Genomic DNA, 20,354 nt, shown 5'->3' on the forward strand with positions numbered 1-20,354 from the left:
TCCGTAACGTCCGCTATGAATAACATTGACACCGCTTGCCAGGAGCAACTCACCCAATTACTTGACATTCAGAAGCCAGAAGACTGGCACAATGATATCCGATCTGCCCTTACGCGTGCTTTAGCCATGCCTGATACTAGTCTTTCTATGGAAGAGCGAAAGAATCAGAACGACCGCCTTATCTCATTGATGTGCTCAGGCTGTAAGTACAAGCAGTTGCATTCATAGTGAGATTTGGGAGCCGCCACTCCTTTTCAACTTAATTTAGCCTAATAACACTTAATGAAACACCTTGGCTATAGCTATTAAATGATATCGTAGATACATTGGCAGAAATGCAAAACATGGCTAGGTCAATAAGTGAGTTAGCTTGTAAGGACACAATGAGTTCCCCACTTAAACGAGGTATTTTAGATATATCATCAGATGTTCCAGATCTAGTGATAGCATTGTAATTAACCCTAACGGCTACGTATACGCCTGGATAATCTATTGATGTAGGATTGAAATGATATTTAATTAAGTAAGTACCCGCCTTAGTAACCTTTAGTTGATTCATTGCAGGTGTAATAGTAATATCTGGCGATAACGCTAGTGTATCATACGTTATTACTAGCGTTTTACTAACTAGCCTGCCTTGTAAGGGATATAATACATAAGAAGCGGGTGATCTTCTGATGACTTGAGCATATGAGCTACTTGGCAAATCAGACTTCTTTATCATCTTTTCCCAGCTCGTACCATCGAACGTATAAAAGCCAGGATCGTTATCGGTTTGATAGATCATCAGACCTGGTTTCGCCGCTGGCTTGCCGGGACTGCCAGGGCGGTTGGCCTGCGTTACTCTGGGAATGAGTAGTCCTTTGTCAGGCGAGCTGATATCTAGTTGAGCACTGGGATCAGGTGTTTCGGTACCGATGCCTACCTGAGCATAGGTGTAAAAGGTGCAGAGGAAGAGTAGAAGGGTGTAGAGTTGTTTCATACGGTAAGTAGATGGATGAATGTATGTGCAACGCAATACAGGAACATATCTAACATTAGTTGAGGTACCGGTTCGTTAATAGCAGTTAGAACCTCACTTCAACATTTTATCAATCTTCAAACGATTTCTGGGCCAGGACAATTGGTAAGACTCATTGGCTATGTTGATTTCGATAGGATTGTTTCCTTGCAATTCCGCTCTCATCTCTTTTTCCTTTTTAGGGATCATGGAGGCCAACTCTAAAGCAAACTCAGGATGGCTGTTAGCGAATTTTAAAATATGCTCTTGGATAAATAGGTACTGAACCAGGTAACATTCAATACGGGTCATAATTATTATTTGTGTGGGTTGTGTGTACTGAACTTTGGAGGGCTTACGATTATCCTGGCAGGCGGTTTGATTCCTCAATCATGCTGTTGTGGCTAAGATACCTAGGTTTCTAGGGTGATTAGCCCAGTAACTCATATAATAATAAGCCCTTTAGCAAAAAAGTAATTTATAATTAAACATAGGTTCATTTCTAGATCGATAGTTACCTAACCATAACTGTAAAAACTGCAAAGGTTACTTTCAATAACCTTAAGCTTCTTCAATTTCATTGAGCCTGGGTGGTTCTATATTACTCGAATTTGAGAAAGTAGATTTTAATTCATCAATACCGCCCTTAGCAAATTTGATAAATGACTCTTTGAGGCCAGGAATTTGATTTAATGCAGCTTGGAAAGAATTTGATGAAAAGAATTCATGCCATGGACTTCCATAAGTATCATACTCAACTAATCTAAGAGGAGCTTCTTCTAAACGGGTTAATGCAGAATTGAATAGCCTTGCTTCAAAAGCAGGGTCAAGACGAGCTGCTTCTGCCTTATATCCTTCATATGCACGGGCAACTGAAGCTTTAAAAGCATAATCTTCTGAAAGCCTAAATCTATGATTAATTTGTTTTGTAGCAATCCATGCAAACCATAATGGAGCTCCTACACTTAAAACTGATAATATTATATGCATTGTAATTATGCTCCATTGAGGATTCGGATTTTTTAATGATTCAGATAATAATGTGATTCTATTGCTTCCTAACACAGATCCAGTTCCTAAAGCAATTATTAACATTAAAACCCATCCCCACATTGAGTAATTTGAAGACTTTGCTCTTTCTGTAAATGCCGCTGCTAATCCTTTGGTGGTAGTTATTTTATAGGCTTCTTCACACTGATCAACAATTTTGCTTGCAGCATCTCTGCTTTTTTCTACTGAATCTTTGGCCAAATTGGTAGCCTCCAAAGACTCTTTAAGCTTTACTTGATTACCAATGGCATCAGTAAGTATTGAAGAAATTTGTAGCCTAGCTTCTTTTAAAGCTTCTAGGTCTATAGGTAGAGATTCAGCGGCAGTATGGGCTTCATTTATAATTTGAATTTGACTTTCTAATACTTCTTTTCTAAGAATAACTTGATCTAGGTCAGCTTCAATCGATCTTAATCTTCGAGCAATATCTTTTGGAAGAGCTTTTGATTCTCTTATAACATCCCATGAAATGGAAGGATTTATTTTTTGTGTTAGCCGCTCAATGGTATTTAAAATAGCTGGGACAGAATCGTGGGCATATCCATTAAATAAATATTGAACAGTACTATCTATAAGGTTACTGATAAGAAAAGTGAATCTTTCTATTTCTGAATCAGTAAAATTTTTAAGCAGATCAGGATTGTCTACAATCGTAGTTCTTAATATTAATGGAACCTCAATCAAATCAATGACACATATTGCAGGGCAGTTCCATCCGTACAAAGTATTAAAAGAAGTATTTTCACTAATCCTATTATTTATCGCTGCTTCCCTTATGCTTTGAGCTAATAAACTAAGTTGTTCGATAAATTTAGTATGAAAGTCTGTCATTTTTGCTATTAGGAGATTTGATACAAAAGCTTCAATTTGATACTTTACAAGAAATCACAGTTCCTGTGGTTAAACTTAAATTTCCTTCAGCATAGCCAATCTCTAATGCCCCAAAGCTATTCTTGCCTCTAAACTTTGTTGTAACGTAGATGTATCCATTCTTAATTTCGTACACGGTATTTTCGTGATCGAAACTATCAGGATCCTTTAATTGTGATTTGATAGCTCTTTCCCAGTCTCTATTTCTGCCTGTTTTGAAATACTTACTAGCTAAAGCTCTGTCCATTGCTTTGCCTAAAATCTCTTCACGTTTTGCCTGTAGCTCGATATACTCTTTTTTATTGCCAAGGTTCTTGATTACCTGTTTGATAAAATAGGCATTGATATGGCTGTTTTTGAAGAACTTAGGTTTCTGACCTCTCTTGAGAGAATCGATGGTAGGCTTCCGAAGACTAATGATAGTTTTCTGAAGATGTTCTTCTCCTGTAGCCCTTAGAAGGGTATCTCTAACTAGTCCTAATCGGCCTAACTTATCTTTATGTTCACTATTTTTTATTATTGAATCTGCGTATAGCTTAGCTTTAAGAATTTCATCTTTGTTTACTAATTCAGCAACGTAACTTACATGTCCAGGCTCTGACTGCTTTACTTCATTTCGTTTATTATCCTCCTTAGAAGCTGTGTATATGATATACGATACTATCCCTATAGATAGAGAGAAGAATATAATCGTTGCTACCGTACCTGAACTACTACCAGAATCTTTTGAAGGTAATGGATGCTGTTGAACAGGAGGTATAGGTGTTACTGGGGGCAGAGTCTCAGTTGACGGTGTATTCCCAAGAATTAACTCCTTCTGCTTCTGAAACTCTTGATCGGTAAGCATACCCTGCTCTTTGAGCCGGGCAAGACGCTCTAATGCATCTAGCTGTTCACTAGACATGGGGACGGACAGTTATAAGGTTCGTTAAGGTGGTACTGGGTGTATATAATCTTCAATACTATAAGGTTATCAAAATATTCCAAAACGGTTCATCTAATTTTAAAGAAATAGCGTATTTGTACGTGGGTAAGAATACTTAGTTTGTGCTTTTATTACTTGCCTTACAGTAGAAGCCCTCAAAATAATTAATTTTTTCGTAGCTGGTAAATCAGGTAACCTATTTACTTTAATTAATAACGGGTTTAAAGTCTTTGGTAAAAATGTAGTTTACGGTATCAAGCTTGTTATGATCGCCGAGGGTGGCTTTTAGGAAAGTTTTGGTTTTAAAATACTTTCTTTCCGTATGTTTTCTCAAAGCTATTCGTGCTTTTATGACGGAATCTCTTTTAATAATGGCTACTAGCGAATCTTTATATTGCGTAGCTTCATTTATATGTTTCTGGGCGTCTTCTCTGGAAATATCTGATAAAGAACCCTTACCAAACGTTTCTAAGTATAGGTTGGCTTGGGATGATTCTGTTTGGGCAAGTTCAATGGTTGATTCAAGCAGACTTTTGTAATCTTCATAATCCTGATAGTTGGTAGTCAGCCGCATAGAGTCAAGGTAGTTATCGCTAACTTCTTCAAAGTCTACGGTTTTGAGTTCATAGATCGTACATGGGTAGTTACCTTTAAAAGCAAGATCTTCGAGATGTTTTCTTAAGGATAAATCAAGTTTTTCACAAGTTTCCTCTTTGGTGAGCTCATGGTTACATGAGAAAATAGAGAGCAGGAATACTGCAAACAATACATGTTTGAGCATAAGAATTCAAATAGTTAAATGTACGTAGGCGGTACATGGGTATATGCGTCTTCAATACTAAAAGCTTATCAACTAAATACAAAACCCTTTATCTAAATCCCCTTATTTTGGGTGTTTATACGTGAGAAATAATACTTAGATTCATGCTTTTAATAGAGTAAGTCTGTAGGTTTTAAACCTATTTTTTTAGAAAACTTTAGGTGTCTGAATGGAGCCATCTTTTGAGATGGTTTTACATTCCTTCATAACCGTATACAAAAGCCCCTGAGGTTCGAATATCATAACAGGGAATACGTAATCTTCTGCAAGTTTCTATCCATCGTTTGGTAACGCTTTTGCTGTTCGTTACGTCCAGTACCACTTGTTTCATCGAAGTCTGTTTTAACCAGTCGCCTGGGTAACGAATTGCATTATTGGTGAGGAGTAAAATATCGAACGATTGGTTGATGGAAAACGAAGTATAGGTAGGAATTTCTTTATGCAGCCAAACGATACTTCTGGATTGCCACTCAATGTAATTCCCGTAAGGAATGGGACGGACATGAGTCGGCGTTATGCCTGCTTCTTTGGAGCGTATATCATGATTAATCCAGAAAGGCACCAGATGTAAGGATTGAGTTCTGGTATCGCCATATAAAGCTGAATCAGCCAGTAGGTGTAGCTTTCTGCCTTTGATCAGACTAATAGCGGTATGCTTTTTAAGGTGGTGAATGCAGATAATCTGCTGTTGTCGATGTTGCGTAAAGGCATATACCTTGCTAAACGAAAATAGAATGACGAGCCCCAATCCGCCCCATAAATAGGCTTTTTGCCTTTTTAGAAAAAGCAGCAAAATCATCAGGATAACTCCGTAAATGATTACCAATTGCATAGGGGTGATCAGCAGATTATTCCATAAAGCTCCGGGTAGATGCTCGGTTGCTTTCACTACTACGTTTAAGCCACCGAAGGATAATTTTAATACATACAACAGAAAGTCACTGAGAACCGGAACGCTGGCGAAAATCAGATAGGCCATACCTACGATTAACCCCAGACTGGAAAAGGCCATTACCAACGGATTGACCACTAGAAAATACGTAGGAAACTGATGAAAGTAATAAACCGCCAGCGGATAAGTCACCACCTGTGCGGCCACGGCTCCGCAGGATAAACTCCAAAGTTCGGCCTCCAAGGGGTTATCAAATTTCCAGAGCCAATGCAGCTTGGGATAGAGGTACATGATTCCTGCTACGGAAAGGTATGAAAGCTGAAAGCCCATTTGAAACAAGCTGTAAGGGCTGAAAAGCAGAATGAGAAAAGCGGAAAAGGCCAGGGTATTAAACGCATTTCGGCTGAGTCGAAAGGTATCACTCCAGACAAAGACACTCAGCATAATGGCCGATCGTAGCACTGGGCCAGATAAACCCGTTACCAAAGCGTATCCCCAGAGGAACGAAGTAACTATACTGGCAAAGAGCCACTTTTGGTGACTAGATCCTTTTCGCAGGGGTGTTAGTAACCAACTTAACACCAGAAAAAGGATACCTACGTGCATCCCGGAAACGGAAAGCGTATGAATGGCACCGGCAGCGGAATAAGCCCGGAGCAACTCATGGTCAAGTTCTTCCCGAACGCCCAATAACATGGCAGCCGCTACGGCGTATTCCTGTCTTGAGGGCAGTTTCTCTGCCAGTAGGGATGATGCTTTATCATTGATCGTGTAGGCTAAATTGAGTAACACCGAAGGGGGATGGTTACCAAGCTGGGCAAAATCAAAGGCGTGTACATATTGCTGATGGTAAATGCCCTGGTAACCCAGATAAGCCTGATAATTAAATTAATCGGGATTAGAAGGTGGTTCGACTAACTCCGGTCTTTTGCGAATGACCCATACGTCGCCATACCGGGGCTTACGCGTAACGGTCCGGTCGATAAACAGAAGTATTTTTCCCTGAGTTTCCCGCCATTCATGCCGAACCTTTACGGCATTGATTTCCGCAATAACTCGGTAGGTGCTGGGCTTTTTCTCAACGGCAGAGGACAAAACCGCCCGGTAGGCTATAACAGAATCCTGAAGAGGTGTAAAATGGTTGATCGCAAGTTTTTCATCGGAGGTGTGAGTAATCAATCCTCCTAAACCCATGAAGAATACCGTTCCCGCCAGGCCGCCAAGCCATTTGATTCCGACGGGAGTAAACTGAAGCCCCAGGAATGCGATCAACGCCGTTCCTGAAATGATCAGAAAAGTTTGAAAGGAAAAGTGCCCCCAATGGTAGAGTAGAATACCCGCAGAGAGGGCTATTACATACCTTAAAAAAGGAAATAGATTCCAACGCATGAAGTCATTTTTTAGGCTTCAAAGTTGAAATCTATTTTCACGAATCCTTGCTAAAACTGAGTATAATTAGCTAATGGTTAAGGGACCGCAATGCGATGGCTCGCTTTCTCGGATTCCGTCGCAAAGGTTAAAATGTAGGTACCTGGGGTTAATTGCCCGACCGGGATTGAGTAACTACTGCTGGGCTGATTGTTTGCTTCTGAATGAAACAAAGTATATCCCTGCGTATTAGTGAGTTGATACTTGACCGAATGTAATCCCTGAAAAGTAGCGTCAAAATAAAGTATCTTATTCTGAATTGGGTTCGAGTAAACCTTCAGTTGTAGCGTTGAGGTTTCTTCGAGCGAATTATTGGCATTAACCAACTGTTTTCGGCGGGGACTTAACTCTAAAACGGCCCGCACCCGATCTTTCTGATCCTGTGTAAAAACATTCATACAAGCATCGGGCGAATAATCAAGGTAATTCTCAATCATATTTCGCGTAGTCTGTCCTGAAACGCAGTTAGAGTAGCGGTCGTTACAAAAGCGGGTACTGTTAGCAGATTCCGTGGGGGGAGTGTCATCGCAGTAATCAGTACCGCAATATTCATCGCCCCAGGTGTGAATCAACCCCAGCCAGTGGCCTATTTCGTGGGTAACCGTTCGACCCAACGCGTAAGATTGATCAGCCAAATCTCCAGTGGAACCAAAGTATTGGTGAGCCACGAAAATGCCATCCGTGTGAGCATAATCCTGAAAGTAAGAACTTAAGCCGGGAACCGAGGTGGAAGCTGGAAATTGTCCATAACCCAGGTACGAATAAATGTCGGGTAAGACCCAGATATTCAGGTAACGGTCAGAAGGCCAGTAGCTTGTGGCACTAACTGTTTCCAAATCCGTATCAATCGAATAAATGGATTTGTTTCGATACCGACGAGTGATTCCCGTGGTTGCATTGCCGTTAGGGTCCCGATTGGCAAGGTAGAATTCGATCTCCATGTCAGCACCTACGGCATTGGTATTATAGCCATTCGTACCTTCTTTCCGGCGATAATCTTCATTCAGCACCCGGATTTGCGACTCAATTTGCTCCACCGAAATATTCGCGTTTCCGCGTCCGCCAATGGTTAATGAATCAGGATTGTTATGGATCACATGAACGACCACGGGAATGCGAATAATTTTCTCAGCGGTACGGCCACCCCGGTTTTTTTTATTCTGGATGTAATGCCGAATCGAATCTTCGAAAATCTGCCGGGAGATGGTTGCGTTTTTTACCTTTAAAACCTGCTGTTGATACACCGGAGAAAACGCACAATCCCGGATGCGTTGAGCCCAGCTGGTACTCATGCATAAAAGTCCAAGCAAAAAGCCGCTGAGGAGCGGCTTTTTGCAAAGAATACTGGAGTGACTATCTTTTTGATTCATGAGGAGCTTCGGCCTTTTCGTAGGCTTCAATGATCAATCGCACCAATTTGTGACGTAACACATCACGTCCGTCTAACTGAACAAAACCAATTTCGGGAACATCCTTTAAAATGGTTAAAGCCTCACTCAAACCAGATTTCATCTTGGTTGGTAAATCCACCTGAGTGCGGTCCCCGGTAATAATGGTCTTGGAGTTTGGACCCATCCGCGTCAGAAACATCTTTAGCTGCATGGTCGTCGTGTTCTGAGCTTCGTCCAGCAGAATAAAGGCATTATTGAGCGTTCGTCCCCGCATATACGCCAGCGGGGCGATTTCGATGGTTCGGTTTTCGATGTATAATTTCAGCTTTTCGGCTGGAATCATGTCGTCCAGAGCATCGTAAATCGGGCGTAAGTAAGGATCAATTTTCTCTTTCAGATCGCCGGGCAGGAAGCCAAGATTTTCGCCAGCTTCCACGGCGGGGCGAGTAATGATGATTTTTCTTACTTCCTTATTTTTCAGAGCTTTAACTGCAATGGCAACGGCCGTATAGGTTTTCCCGGTACCCGCCGGACCCACCGCAAATACAATGTCGTGTTTAGCAACTGCATCAACCATGGCCAGTTGGTTGGCCGTTTTCATACGGATCACAATGCCTTTGTTCCCGTACAGAAAAACGTCATCATCGGTTGGCGTCTGTGGAACAGAGCCTTCCTCTTCGGTATGGCCGAGGTAATTCTTTACGTTATCAGAAGTGATTTTACCGAACCGTAAATAATGCTGTTGTAGAGATTCTAAAATTTCTGTAATTCGACTGATTTCAGCGGAGGTACCCCGAATGGTAATTTCATTACCTCTTGAAATAATCTTACTCATCGGGAAAGCCGCAGAAAGCTCCCGGATATTCGTATTCTCGACGCCTAAAAAGTCAACTAGTGAAACCTCGTCGAGGGTAATGGTCTTTTCTATCAAACTATACAGAGGTTTTGTGAAAATTTCTTTGACTAAAGTAATGATTTGCTACTGGTTTTCCGAAAGCTTGTCTATTTTTTTTTCAGGTTTGAGCCCTGGGATTCGGGTTTATTTTCAGTATCAGCCATTTAGCAAATTTCTGAAAAAAATGAGCTTATTCCCTGTGAAATGAGCGTCATTTTTGCGTAACATTGTACCTATGGATGACAAACGACGAAACATAACTGCAAGAAAACCAACAACTTCGGTAGGAGGGCTCGCCACTAGTAATCGTTGGCTCGATACGGGACTTGGAAAGATCCCCCCCCAGTCGGTTGATCTGGAAGAAGCGGTTTTGGGGGCGGTAATGCTGGAAAGAGACGCATTAACCAATGTGGTGGATATCCTGAAACCAGAGAGTTTCTATCGCGAAGCTCATCAAAAAATATTTTCGGCGGTTCTAACGCTTTTCAATAATTCGGAACCTGTTGACTTATTAACCGTTACGCAACGCCTGCGAAATGATGGCACGCTGGAATTTACGGGTGGTTCGGCTTATCTGGCCGAGTTAACCAGCCGAATCAGTTCCGCCGCTAACGTAGAGTCGTATGCTCGTAAAATTGCTGAAAATTCAATCAAACGCGATTTGATTACTTCTTCCAATGAAGTACTGAAGATGGCGTATGAAGATACCACGGACGTTTTTAACCTTCTGGATAAGGCCGAGCAGGATTTATTCCGAATTTCAGAATCGAATATTCGTAAGAATTTTTCGGATATGAATGCGGTGGTGAAACAAGCTCTGGAAGAACTCGAAGCAAAGAAACACTTACGCGATGGTCTGACGGGCGTGGCTTCGGGCTTTACGGCTCTGGATCGGGTAACGGGGGGCTGGCAAAAGTCCGAATTGGTGATTATTGCGGCTCGTCCTGCCATGGGTAAGACCGCCTTTATTCTTTCCGCGTGTCGAAATGCGGCGGTGGACTGGAATCAGGCCGTAGCCGTATTCTCGCTGGAGATGTCTTCGGTTCAATTAGTAAACCGTCTGATTTCGGCGGAGGCAGAAATTGAAAGTGAGAAAATCAAAAAGGGAAGTCTGGCCAACCACGAGTGGGCTCAGTTACACGCCCGAATTGGGAAGCTCAACTCGGCTCCAATTTTCATTGATGACACCCCGGCCTTATCCATTCTAGAACTTCGGGCAAAGTGTCGTCGATTAAAGCAGCAGCACGATATTCAGTTGGTGGTTATTGACTACCTGCAACTAATGCAGGGCGATAGCTCGAAAGGCGGCGGAAACCGGGAGCAGGAAATTGCCTCGATTTCGCGAGCTTTAAAAAACCTGGCGAAAGAATTGAACGTACCCGTGATTGCCCTGTCCCAGTTGAGCCGGGCCGTAGAAACGCGGGGTGGAGAGAAAAAACCACAGCTTTCGGATTTACGGGAATCGGGTTCGATTGAGCAGGATGCGGATATGGTAATGTTCCTGTATCGCCCTGAATACTACGGTATTACCCAAGACGAAAACGGACAGCCAACGACGGGCGTAGGGGAAGTAATCATTGCGAAAAACCGTTCGGGTTCTACCGAGACGGTGCCGCTTCGCTTTATTAATAAATTTACCAAATTCGCTGATTTAGGTGGAGGAGATTTCTCCATGATGGATGCTCCGCGTTTCAGTCCAGCGGATAACAGCGAGACGATTGGGTCCTTCGAAAATCAGGCTCCTGCCAGGACCTTTGGTAGTAAAGTAAATCAGCAAAGTCAAACCCCACCTCCGGGTGAGTTTGGCAGCTTCAGTACGGGGATGGGTGACGTACCATTCTAGGTATGGCTGAAACAATGCATAATAAAAAAGGAACTCGAATCAATCGGGTTCCTTTTTTATTAAACCTCCCAGCGGACATTTTCTTTTAAGATCCGTACAGGACTTCCCCCAAAAATAGCTTTGGTTCCTTCCAACGGCTTCGTGACAAGGCTTCCTGCCGCTATGATAGAGTCATTCGATACTGTGCTTCCTTTGAGAATGGTAGAGCGGCAGCCAATCCATACGTTATCTCCCACACGAATGGGTTTAGGATAGTTAATGACTTCGCCTTGACTATTTTTTATGGTGTGCAAATCCGTATCCATCATTAGGATCTCCCAGGAAAGTACACAATTCGCACCGAATTCAATTTTACGATAACAGATGAGGGACGTCTCTGCCGTGATCGTAAAATTATCCCCAAAGATCAGAGTGCCGTCGTCGCCAACCGAAATTTTAGAACCATGGCCAATATTGCACGCTCCCTTAAAAACAACATTCCCGGAAACTTGCCAGATTGAACGTGATTTTTGTTTATCAAATATGCCAATTTCACCATAACCAATCTTAATCTTACCCGGCCAAAGATGGCCTTCAATGGAAACTTGCCCGGCTAAGTGATTGAAATGTACTTGAGGAGCCACGTAAATGGGAAAACGTATGGCTTGTTTAAACGGGAAATACTTAAAGTTGAACCGAATGGTTTGTAGGTTGATGTTAGATAGAATGTTAAGATACCTCTTCATAAATGATACTTAATCTTTCAAGGTCAGCATTGACTTACAAGTATACTTTACGAATTTTAAATGTTGATTTATTTTAACAAATGTTTATCAACCAAAAGTAATAATTCTTTAGACTTGACTTCATCAAATTTCCTTCCAAACAAGGCATGAACATGACTTTCCTTTAAGGCCGTAAAGTCCTCTTCTACCAGGGTTTTGGGTAAGATGACATTAGGAGTGTGCCAGTCGGTGTAGAATAACCCTAACCAGTTTAACCCATCGGTATTTTTTTCATAGTCAAAATATAAATCATTTGCATAAGGAGAGGTTTTTACCAAAGTCGGTAAGAACATTTCATCGGGGCAATACATGAATTTATAGAAACGAATCAGCTTCTGAATAGCAACCTCGGTGAATAAGTACTTAACGAATGCATGAGTTAATCCAACCCAGGTTGGGCCCTGGTATAAGTGAATGTTTTCAGGGATTCTTCTGCGTAGGGGATGCTTGTTTAAATACTTCCTTACCTGATAAAAGAAAAATTGATTACTGTGCTTGCCCCGAGGGTTTAAGAAGTCGTTATTAATGAAATGATAATGGTTAAATCGGTCACTAAACCGACGATCAGTAGTCGGATAAATGCAACCCTGTACAGGAATAAAAATGCGTTTTTCCTGTACTAAAAAAGATCTAATGTATTCAGGAGGTTTGATGGGATAGTCTGAACCACTAAGTAAAATGTACTGGTCAAATGCTCCATACTGATACGCCGCCCGGAGTAATTCAACCTCCGCTAATACAGTTCCTATGCCTACCCAGAAAATGGACTTACGATCGCTTATCCAGTGAATATTTTCGGTAGTCATTACTTCGTTCTGAAACAGTTCTATCGATTGTTTGCGATCTACATGAATAAAAAAATGATCATCGCTATGTTCCAATTGCTTAATGAGCCGGGCCAGGTGAGAAGGCTGATGATGAGCAATAATCAAGTAGGCTATTCGAGGTAGAGACTGCTTGCGTTCCATCGAAAGAGAGTTTAGAAAGCTGGGCTGGCGGCATAAAAAAAAGGCTCAAAAAATTGAGCCTTCTCTAAACTATCGGGTAACCTTCTCTGATCTATTGTGCTTTCTTCTCCAGCCACATCACATTCTCTACGTGATGGGTATGCGGGAACATGTCAACGGGTTGAACTGCTTTCACCTCGTATAATTCCGATAACATCGCTACGTCGCGGGCCTGGGTGGCAGGGTTACAGCTCACATAGACAATCCGCTGGGGAGCGGCGGCAATGATTGCTTCAACCACATCTGCGTCCATACCGGCCCGTGGAGGATCAGTAATGATGACGTCGGGTTTGCCATGTTCAAAGAAAAACTCAGCCCGAAGGAGTTTTTTCATGTCTCCGGCGAAGAAACTGGTATTCGAAATACCATTGATTTCTGAATTAACCTTAGCGTCTTCTACGGCTGAGGGAACGTATTCAATGCCAACTACATGAGCAGCCTGACGAGCTACGAAGTTGGCAATCGTGCCCGTTCCGGTGTATAAATCGTACACTAGCTCATCGCCTTTCAGTTGAGCATAGTCACGGGTAATCTTGTATAGCGTATAAGCCTGATCGGAATTGGTCTGATAGAAAGATTTCGGACCCACCCGGTAAATCAGGCCTTCCATTTGTTCTTCGATGTAAGGCGTTCCTGATACGTGAATCACGTCCTGATCCTGAAACGTATCGTTTACCTTTTCGTTTACCACCACATGAAGCGAAGAAATCATCGGAAACGTTTCCTGTAGGTAACGGGTCAGTTCGTTAATCGCTTCCCACTGAGGTTCGCCAAACTGAACAATCACCATAACCTGACCCGTACTGGCCGTACGAATAACGACGTTCCGAATAAAGCCCTGGTGCTTAATAAGATCATAGAACGTCCAGTCCCGCTCTTCAGCGTAAGCCTTAATCGCCAGTCGAATGGCGTTAGAAGGCTCTGGTTGTAGATGACATTTTTCAATGTCGAGGATACGGTCGAAACGCTTGGGAATATGAAAACCAGCGGCCCGCCGTTCCAGCGTATCGCCCGAAGCTATTTCGGCGTCGGTATACCAGCGGTTTGACGAAAAAGTAAACTCCAGTTTATTACGGTAACCATACTCCTGAGCAGAGCCAATAATGGGAAGAATGCCCGGATGAGGAACTTTAGCCAGCCGATCCAGCGAATCCCGTACCTGACGGGTTTTAAAATCAAGCTGAGTTTCGTATTGAATGTGCTGCCATTTACAGCCTCCACAAGTGCCAAAATGCTGACAACGAGGCTCCTGTCTTACGTTCGAAAACTCATGTACAGCAATGGCCCGGCCTTCTCTAAAGCTATTTTTGGTTTTGAAAATGCGGACATCTACCAGATCACCGGGGGCCACTTCACCCTCAATAAAAATCACCTGACCATCATTCCGGGCCAGACACTTACCTTCTGCGGCAAAATCTTCAACCCGTAAATTTTCCAGAATTACGGGTGTTTTCTGTTTGTTCTTTCTCATTGACTTTACAAAATTAGATAATTTCTACAGGTCAATCGCTATTTAATGCGTACTCGTCGGGGATTCTTTGTTAAATCGTTCATAAAGAGTAATTTCAGAGCGGAACCGAATCTTCTATGGCAAAACTTTACCTGACTTTATTACTACTTTTCAGTACCCTTGCCGCCTGGGCGACGCACATCGTTGGTGGAGAGCTTCAGGTCGAATCATTGCGAGCCAGTTTATACGGGGGGACGCACCGCATTTACCTGAATCTTTACTTTGATGACATTAATGGAAATCGCGGAGCGGATGATCCCAGTGTCACGATCTCCATTTTTCGAAAAAAGGACAACGCCCGGATGTCGGACCTGGTCATGCCGAGGTTAACGGATGAAATTATTCCGTACAGCAACCCGCTGTGTAGCACTTCAGCCGCCTCTTTGCGAACCCGTTTGATTCGATACGGGTCAGAAGTGATTTTTCGTCAGGAAGTGTTCAATGACCCCGATGGGTATTACCTGGTTTGGGAAAGATGTTGCCGCAATAACATTATTAATAATATCGTCAGCCCTAGTAGTGCCGGAACCGCATTTTATCTGGAAATGCCTGCTCTTTACCAGAATAACCGGGTTTTTGTAAATTCTTCTCCTCGTTTCGAAACCGTTAAGGGGGATTTTATTTGCATTAATAAACCTTTCACTTTCGACTTTAGTGCTACCGATGCCGACGGTGATAGCTTATCCTATTCGCTGGTAACACCCCTGAACGGGTATAGCACCGCGGCTCAGCCTGCACCTTTGGCCAGAGGCAGTTCGGCCTATCCGGCTGTAAGTTGGGGGGCGGGTTACTCGGCAACGAATGCCATTCCCGGCAATCCTCCTTTAGCCATTGATCGTCGAACGGGTCGGCTTTCGGTAACGGCTACGCAACTGGGGTTGTATGTGTTTTCAGTGATGGTGGAAGAGTTTCGGGCTGGCAAACGAATTGGTCTGGTGCGACGGGATTTTCAGCTCAAAGTCATTGACTGCCCGATGAGTGCCCCGCCACAGGTGATGGCTCGAGAAGCAGGAAAACGTAACTTTTACCGAGCCGGAGAGACCATCGAAATGGCCGTGGGTCAGGAGCGTTGCCTTGACTTATTTTTTACGGATCAGGACGCGAATTCTCGTCTGAATCTGAAAGTCAATCCTTTGTATCCAACGCCACTGGATTTTAAGCTCGACCTTTCTCAGGTAACGATTACCCATGCAGGGGACACGGCCAAAGCACGGATTTGTCTGGCAGAGTGTGCCGAAAGTTTTGAAGGTCGGCCGCTGCGGTTTCAGGTGATTGCCAGTGATGAAAGTTGTCCATTACCGCAGCATGATACTTTAACCATCAGCGTTTTTGTCCGACCAAGACCGAATCTGCCACCTCAAATTTCTACGACACTGGCTAACAATCGGGCGACGATTGCGATGGGTACGCCCTTACAATTCAATATTGATGGTCTTGATCTGGATCCCGATAGCATTCGTCTTGAAGCCCGAGGCAGAGGGTTTACTCTGGCCAGTGTAGGGATGACTTTTACTCCTTCCAGCGGCTTGGGAAAAGCCCGATCTCCTTTTCAGTGGACTCCCGTTTGTAGTGCCGTTCGAAATGAACCCTATATCGTGGACTTTTACGTCATTGACCTCCGTTGTGGTCGGAATCGCCGGGATTCGGTCAGTGTGGAACTGAAAGCCACGGGCAGACCCAGTCAAAGGCCACGGGTTGAAACTACACTTGCCGGTAATACCGCTACTGTCTTGCTGGAAGGAACCACCGGGCAACCCGTTCGTTTTATGGTTAATGCCGAGGATCCTGATAATGATCCGATTACACTGACGGGGAACGGGCGGGGCTTTACGCTGGCTTCTGCCGGCATGAGCTGGCAAAATCGATCGGGTACGGGTAACGCCAGCGGTCCTTTCGAGTGGATACCTACGTGTGCGTTAATGGAAGGGTTACCCGAAAAAACGTTTGTGATTGACTTTGTAACGGAAGATAACTCCTGTAACCCCAATCGATTCGATACCATAAAAGTGGAGTTAACCATTCGCGACCGTATGGTGGACTATACGTTTACTCCGCCAAACGTGTTTACGCCGAACGATGATGGGAAAAATGATTACTTCTCCATTGACGATTTACCGTTGGATAACTGCCTTGAACAATTTGAATTCGTGGAAATTTATAACCGCTGGGGAAAGCAGATCTTTCGGGATACCAAACCAACCTTTCGGTGGACCGGAGAAAATACCTCAACGGGACAGTTTTATTACCTGATTAAGTACAGCAAACGGCAATTCAAAGGGGTTGTGAACCTCCTTCGATGACTCGATGGAAAAAATCACGTACTTTGAGTGCTTTAATGAATAACCATTACAATGAAAGATAAGGTAGTATTAATCACGGGCGGTTCGTCGGGGATTGGCAAGGCGTTGGCTCTGGAATTTGGCCGGCAGGGTAGTAAAGTCGTGATTACGGGACGGGACGAGAAGAAACTGGCTGAGGTTAATCAGGAATTAAGTCGGGCAGGTATTGATTATCTAAGTCTGGTGGCGGATGTGAGTATTGCCGAAGATAATGACCGTATGATTCAGGAAATTATCAGCAAATACGGTCGACTGGATGTACTTATTAATAACGCGGGAATTTCCATGCGGGCCATGTTTGAAGACATGGACCCGGAAGTAATTCGGAAGGTAATGGATATTAACTTCTTCGGAAGTGTATACGCAACCAAAGCCTCACTGCCCTACATCAAGGTAGCCAAAGGCAGCATTGTCGGAATTTCCTCTATTGCAGGTTACCGGGGTTTACCCGTTCGTTGTGGCTATTCGGCGTCTAAATTTGCTTTAAATGGCTTTTTAGAAGCCTTACGCACGGAACTTTTACACACGGGCGTGCATGTACTAACGGCTTCGCCTGGATTTACGGCGTCCAATATTCGGGTAGCTTCACTCGGCAAGGATGGAAAAAGCATGGGCGAAACCATGCGAGATGAGGAAAAAATGATGTCAGCGGAAGAGGTAGCCGTCCATATTTACAAAGCCGTTGTGAATCGTAAACGCGAATTGATTCTGACCTCTCAGGGAAAGCTCACCGTCTTTCTTAATAAGCTATTCCCCAAGTTTATGGACAAAATGGTGTATAATACACTGGCCAAAGAAGATAACTCGCCCTTACGAAATCGATCTTAGAGAATTACCGGACAATCCACACATCCGCAGATTTCACGTAAACGAGCTGATTCTCCCACAAGACCTGATACCAGATATCAGACTTTCCTACGACTTTCAATCGGTGGCCTTCTTTTACCATCTCAGTAGGAGGGGCCGCCGCCGAAGGATCTGAACGAAGAATAGAATTCTGTTTTCGGATGATAACCTGTCGGTAACGTCCGGGAAGATTGACGAGTAGGGTAATGGCTAACCAGTACAGAAAAAACAGAGCTTTATACCTAAAAGCAATGTACTGATGCTTGATCCTTTTAATCAGCAGGATAATAAAAACATATAAGCCCACGCTAAGCAAAAGGCCGATGAGGTAACCGGAATACTGTTTGAATAACAAAACCAGCAGATTAAAATCGTCGAGTTCGTACCCTTTCCAGCCCTGATCACGGGCAATTTCATTCATTTTTCTTAGTACCCTTTCGTCAGGAATCTGTTCGTAGTACAAATTCAGATAATACTGAACGTGCAACCAGTCTTTTTTTTGCTCGTAGAGGTACGCAAGTTTGAGAAAAATAGCGGGAGAAATGCGGTTGGAAACTTTCAGGACATCCTCGTAAGCGAGGGTAGCTTTCGAAAAATTGTGAATTTTAAACAAAGAATCGGCCTGCTGAATCTTGGCCGTGACGTTCTGAGCAACAGCGTTTCCGAGGCTCAAAACGAAAAAAAGATAAAGAAATTGTAAAAATTTAACTCTTAACACTTGCGTTCGGCTTCTGATAACACTACTTTTGCACTCGCAAAAACGGAAAGGCTTTCTGTCAAGCAAAGATAATGATTCTGTAGCTCAGCTGGTAGAGCAATACACTTTTAATGTATGGGTCCTGGGTTCGAATCCCAGCGGAATCACAAGTAAAGAAAAGTACGAATCAGAGTTTTTTAAGTTCCCATCAGACTTGCCTTAACTCATTATTTCAACTTAGATTTACCGCATCATCAGCAAATTAGTACGATTCTGTAGCTCAGCTGGTAGAGCAATACACTTTTAATGTATGGGTCCTGGGTTCGAATCCCAGCGGAATCACAAAATAAGTTTAGCGATCCTGTCGCTTCAGTACACCAGAAATTACGAGTATCGATTCTGTAGCTCAGCTGGTAGAGCAATACACTTTTAATGTATGGGTCCTGGGTTCGAATCCCAGCGGAATCACAAATAAGTTTAGCGATTCTATCGCTTCAGTACACCAGAAATTTACGAGTATCGATTCTGTAGCTCAGCTGGTAGAGCAATACACTTTTAATGTATGGGTCCTGGGTTCGAATCCCAGCGGAATCACTTCAAGAAACATCCTAAACCAGGATGTTTTTTTTATGGCTTCAGGTTAAATCAGTGATACTCTTGCCTGTATAACGAGATTTCAATAACCTCGGTAAAACCGGAGCCAAGCATCTTTCCTAATACAAAGTCCCTCAAATCATTAAAGAATACCTGAAATTTCGTGCAAATAGGTAATTATTTGTGCGAAGTATAGTTTTTCATACGAAACTCTAAACCTGAAATTTATCAATGATTACTAGTAGTGAACGTTCGGCAAAGCCGCATTATCCTATATTGGATGGATTACGCGGCGTGGCAGCCCTTATCGTCGTTACCTTTCACCTGACGGAGCCCTTAGGGACCGGGCATTTGGATATCCTTGTGAACCACGGCTACTTAGCCGTTGATTTTTTCTTTCTGTTGTCAGGCTTTGTTATGGGTTACGCGTACGATGACCGATGGCATACCATGACCGTCGGTTCGTTTTTTAAGCGTCGCCTCATACGGCTTCAACCCATGGTCATATTGGGAATGACGCTTGGAGCTATCGGATTCTACTATACAGATTCAACGATCTGGCCATTGATTCACACCGTTCCTTGGTGGAAAATGTTGCTGGTCATGCTCATGGGGTACACGATTCTACCCGTTCCGTTATCCCTTGACATACGGGGCTGGCAGGAAATGCATCCGCTCAACAGTGTAGGCTGGTCGCTGTTCTTTGAATACATTGCCAACATCCTCTACGCGGTCGGCATACGGAAATTCTCGACTGTTGCCCTCAGTATACTGGTAGGTATCGCAGCCCTGGCCCTGGCTCATTTGGCTATTACTAGTCCCAGCGGAGACGTCAGCGGTGGCTGGACCCTGAATGCGGAGCAGGTACGGATAGGAATTACCCGGACGATGTATCCGTTTTTTGCCGGATTACTGCTGTCACGCATCGCCAGGCCCACTCGCGTAAAACGTGCCTTTTTATGGTGCAGCCTCTTGGTCGCTCTTGTATTATACATGCCACGCATAGGCGGTGCTGAGCATCTGTGGCTAAATGGCATGTATGAATCAGTCTGTATAATCTTCATTTTTCCCCTCATCGTTTATTTGGGAGCCAGCGGTGTGGTGCATACGAAGATGGAGTATCGACTGTGTAAATTCCTGGGGGATATATCCTATCCGCTTTATCTGGTTCATTACCCACTCGTTTATTTTTACGTAGCCTGGATCAGTAATCATAAAGGCGTAACGCTCGCCCAAGCCTGGCCTTATGCTTTATTAATACTGATCGGTAGTGTTGCCTTGGCCTACGTAAGCTTGAAATGGTATGATGAGCCGGTTCGTGCATGGTTAAGAAAAAAACTGGGGTGAGAGAACGTATAGTAAAATTAGAAGAGGCACGCGAAAGCGTGCCTCTTTGTTGGGTTCCCTTACCGTTCATCCTTCTCCTGTATTACTCTTTCGCATTCATTTGTTATTTGCCGGAAAAATATCTAGTAAATCCTGC

General features: G+C 43.4%; 18 protein-coding genes and 4 tRNA genes. 9 read left to right on the forward strand and 13 right to left on the reverse strand.

The genetic code is table 11. The features are described 5' to 3' along the window. Positions 1-15: 15 nt before the first annotated feature. Entirely contained in the window at positions 16-228 is a 213-nt protein-coding gene (locus QE390_RS17315; protein ID WP_307143081.1) for a hypothetical protein, read from the forward strand. Between the two features lie 31 nt (positions 229-259). On the opposite strand, the gene QE390_RS17320 is transcribed toward QE390_RS17315, so the two are convergent. The 9 genes from QE390_RS17320 to QE390_RS17360 all read right to left on the reverse strand — a co-directional run bounded on the left by QE390_RS17320 (position 260) and on the right by QE390_RS17360 (position 9,307). Further along, positions 260-982 carry a hypothetical protein gene (locus QE390_RS17320; protein ID WP_307143082.1) on the reverse strand — a complete coding sequence of 241 codons (723 nt, stop codon included), beginning with the start codon at positions 980-982 and terminating at the stop codon, positions 260-262. A 93-nt stretch (positions 983-1,075) separates the two neighbouring features. Continuing rightward, positions 1,076-1,312 carry a hypothetical protein gene (locus tag QE390_RS17325; RefSeq protein WP_307143083.1) on the reverse strand — a complete coding sequence of 79 codons (237 nt, stop codon included), beginning with the start codon at positions 1,310-1,312 and terminating at the stop codon, positions 1,076-1,078. Between the two features lie 249 nt (positions 1,313-1,561). Beyond that, positions 1,562-2,881: a hypothetical protein gene (locus QE390_RS17330; RefSeq protein WP_307143084.1), complete on the reverse strand. Its 1,320-nt coding sequence runs from the start codon at positions 2,879-2,881 to the stop codon at positions 1,562-1,564. A 31-nt stretch (positions 2,882-2,912) separates the two neighbouring features. Further along, a complete protein-coding gene (locus tag QE390_RS17335; protein WP_307143085.1) occupies positions 2,913-3,824 on the reverse strand; it encodes an SHOCT domain-containing protein in 912 nt (303 codons plus the stop codon). Positions 3,825-4,050: 226 nt separating this feature from the next. Beyond that, the gene (locus tag QE390_RS17340) at positions 4,051-4,626 is read right to left on the reverse strand and encodes a hypothetical protein (RefSeq protein WP_307143086.1); all 576 of its coding nucleotides are present in this window, start codon (positions 4,624-4,626) and stop codon (positions 4,051-4,053) included. 232 nt (positions 4,627-4,858) lie between these two features. After that, positions 4,859-6,349, reverse strand: a complete 1,491-nt coding sequence (locus QE390_RS17345; RefSeq protein WP_307143087.1) for a ComEC/Rec2 family competence protein — start codon at positions 6,347-6,349, stop codon at positions 4,859-4,861. A 96-nt stretch (positions 6,350-6,445) separates the two neighbouring features. Then, positions 6,446-6,946: a DUF4131 domain-containing protein gene (locus QE390_RS17350; RefSeq protein WP_307143088.1), complete on the reverse strand. Its 501-nt coding sequence runs from the start codon at positions 6,944-6,946 to the stop codon at positions 6,446-6,448. 77 nt (positions 6,947-7,023) lie between these two features. After that, positions 7,024-8,277, reverse strand: a complete 1,254-nt coding sequence (locus tag QE390_RS17355; protein WP_307143089.1) for a zinc metalloprotease — start codon at positions 8,275-8,277, stop codon at positions 7,024-7,026. Positions 8,278-8,338: 61 nt separating this feature from the next. Beyond that, on the reverse strand, positions 8,339-9,307 hold the full coding sequence (locus QE390_RS17360) for a PhoH family protein (protein ID WP_106634775.1): 969 nt from the start codon (positions 9,305-9,307) through the stop codon (positions 8,339-8,341). Between the two features lie 199 nt (positions 9,308-9,506). On the opposite strand from QE390_RS17360, the gene dnaB reads away from it, so the two are divergent. Next, the gene (gene dnaB / locus QE390_RS17365) at positions 9,507-11,114 is read left to right on the forward strand and encodes a replicative DNA helicase (protein WP_106634774.1); all 1,608 of its coding nucleotides are present in this window, start codon (positions 9,507-9,509) and stop codon (positions 11,112-11,114) included. A 59-nt stretch (positions 11,115-11,173) separates the two neighbouring features. Here dnaB and QE390_RS17370 read toward each other — a convergent pair whose 3' ends face one another. The 3 genes from QE390_RS17370 to rlmD form a co-directional block, all read right to left on the reverse strand. Continuing rightward, positions 11,174-11,839 carry an acyltransferase gene (locus QE390_RS17370; RefSeq protein ID WP_307143090.1) on the reverse strand — a complete coding sequence of 222 codons (666 nt, stop codon included), beginning with the start codon at positions 11,837-11,839 and terminating at the stop codon, positions 11,174-11,176. A 68-nt stretch (positions 11,840-11,907) separates the two neighbouring features. Further along, positions 11,908-12,846 (reverse strand): beta-1,6-N-acetylglucosaminyltransferase, encoded by a 939-nt coding sequence (locus QE390_RS17375; RefSeq protein WP_307143091.1) that lies wholly within the window; start codon positions 12,844-12,846, stop codon positions 11,908-11,910. 91 nt (positions 12,847-12,937) lie between these two features. Further along, positions 12,938-14,356, reverse strand: coding sequence for a 23S rRNA (uracil(1939)-C(5))-methyltransferase RlmD (gene rlmD / locus QE390_RS17380; protein ID WP_307143092.1), 1,419 nt, complete (start codon positions 14,354-14,356; stop codon positions 12,938-12,940). 116 nt (positions 14,357-14,472) lie between these two features. Here rlmD and QE390_RS17385 point away from each other — a divergent pair, with 116 nt between their 5' ends. Both QE390_RS17385 and QE390_RS17390 read left to right on the forward strand, forming a co-directional pair. Then, entirely contained in the window at positions 14,473-16,695 is a 2,223-nt protein-coding gene (locus QE390_RS17385; protein ID WP_307143093.1) for a gliding motility-associated C-terminal domain-containing protein, read from the forward strand. Positions 16,696-16,746: 51 nt separating this feature from the next. Next, complete coding sequence (locus QE390_RS17390) at positions 16,747-17,562, forward strand: SDR family oxidoreductase (RefSeq protein WP_307143094.1); 816 nt, start codon at positions 16,747-16,749, stop codon at positions 17,560-17,562. A gap of 4 nt (positions 17,563-17,566) precedes the next feature. On the opposite strand, the gene QE390_RS17395 is transcribed toward QE390_RS17390, so the two are convergent. Then, entirely contained in the window at positions 17,567-18,253 is a 687-nt protein-coding gene (locus QE390_RS17395; protein WP_106634768.1) for an SH3 domain-containing protein, read from the reverse strand. Positions 18,254-18,371: 118 nt separating this feature from the next. Between QE390_RS17395 and QE390_RS17400 the strand changes: the two genes are divergently transcribed. From QE390_RS17400 to QE390_RS17420, 5 genes are all read left to right on the forward strand, one after another. Beyond that, positions 18,372-18,444 (forward strand) — tRNA-Lys (locus QE390_RS17400). Between the two features lie 102 nt (positions 18,445-18,546). Next, positions 18,547-18,619 (forward strand) — tRNA-Lys (locus QE390_RS17405). A 53-nt stretch (positions 18,620-18,672) separates the two neighbouring features. Next, positions 18,673-18,745, forward strand: a tRNA-Lys gene (locus QE390_RS17410). Between the two features lie 53 nt (positions 18,746-18,798). Further along, positions 18,799-18,871: transfer RNA gene (locus QE390_RS17415), tRNA-Lys, on the forward strand. A gap of 231 nt (positions 18,872-19,102) precedes the next feature. Then, positions 19,103-20,218: an acyltransferase gene (locus QE390_RS17420; protein WP_307143095.1), complete on the forward strand. Its 1,116-nt coding sequence runs from the start codon at positions 19,103-19,105 to the stop codon at positions 20,216-20,218. The last annotated feature ends 136 nt before the right edge of the window (positions 20,219-20,354 follow it).

This window comes from Siphonobacter sp. SORGH_AS_1065, from assembly GCF_030818595.1.
In the GTDB taxonomy this organism is placed as follows: Bacteria; Bacteroidota; Bacteroidia; order Cytophagales; family Spirosomataceae; genus Siphonobacter.

What these genes read in the sequence shown, in the direction of transcription:
- QE390_RS17315 (WP_307143081.1), top strand. Translation starts at nt 16, where the DNA reads ATGAATAACATTGACACCGCTTGCCAGGAGCAACTCACCCAATTACTT.
- QE390_RS17320 (WP_307143082.1), bottom strand. Translation starts at nt 982, where the DNA reads ATGAAACAACTCTACACCCTTCTACTCTTCCTCTGCACCTTTTACACC.
- QE390_RS17325 (WP_307143083.1), bottom strand. Translation starts at nt 1,312, where the DNA reads ATGACCCGTATTGAATGTTACCTGGTTCAGTACCTATTTATCCAAGAG.
- QE390_RS17330 (WP_307143084.1), bottom strand. Translation starts at nt 2,881, where the DNA reads ATGACAGACTTTCATACTAAATTTATCGAACAACTTAGTTTATTAGCT.
- QE390_RS17335 (WP_307143085.1), bottom strand. Translation starts at nt 3,824, where the DNA reads ATGTCTAGTGAACAGCTAGATGCATTAGAGCGTCTTGCCCGGCTCAAA.
- QE390_RS17340 (WP_307143086.1), bottom strand. Translation starts at nt 4,626, where the DNA reads ATGCTCAAACATGTATTGTTTGCAGTATTCCTGCTCTCTATTTTCTCA.
- QE390_RS17350 (WP_307143088.1), bottom strand. Translation starts at nt 6,946, where the DNA reads ATGCGTTGGAATCTATTTCCTTTTTTAAGGTATGTAATAGCCCTCTCT.
- QE390_RS17355 (WP_307143089.1), bottom strand. Translation starts at nt 8,277, where the DNA reads ATGAGTACCAGCTGGGCTCAACGCATCCGGGATTGTGCGTTTTCTCCG.
- dnaB (WP_106634774.1), top strand. Translation starts at nt 9,507, where the DNA reads ATGGATGACAAACGACGAAACATAACTGCAAGAAAACCAACAACTTCG.
- QE390_RS17370 (WP_307143090.1), bottom strand. Translation starts at nt 11,839, where the DNA reads ATGAAGAGGTATCTTAACATTCTATCTAACATCAACCTACAAACCATT.
- QE390_RS17375 (WP_307143091.1), bottom strand. Translation starts at nt 12,846, where the DNA reads ATGGAACGCAAGCAGTCTCTACCTCGAATAGCCTACTTGATTATTGCT.
- rlmD (WP_307143092.1), bottom strand. Translation starts at nt 14,356, where the DNA reads ATGAGAAAGAACAAACAGAAAACACCCGTAATTCTGGAAAATTTACGG.
- QE390_RS17385 (WP_307143093.1), top strand. Translation starts at nt 14,473, where the DNA reads ATGGCAAAACTTTACCTGACTTTATTACTACTTTTCAGTACCCTTGCC.
- QE390_RS17390 (WP_307143094.1), top strand. Translation starts at nt 16,747, where the DNA reads ATGAAAGATAAGGTAGTATTAATCACGGGCGGTTCGTCGGGGATTGGC.
- QE390_RS17420 (WP_307143095.1), top strand. Translation starts at nt 19,103, where the DNA reads ATGATTACTAGTAGTGAACGTTCGGCAAAGCCGCATTATCCTATATTG.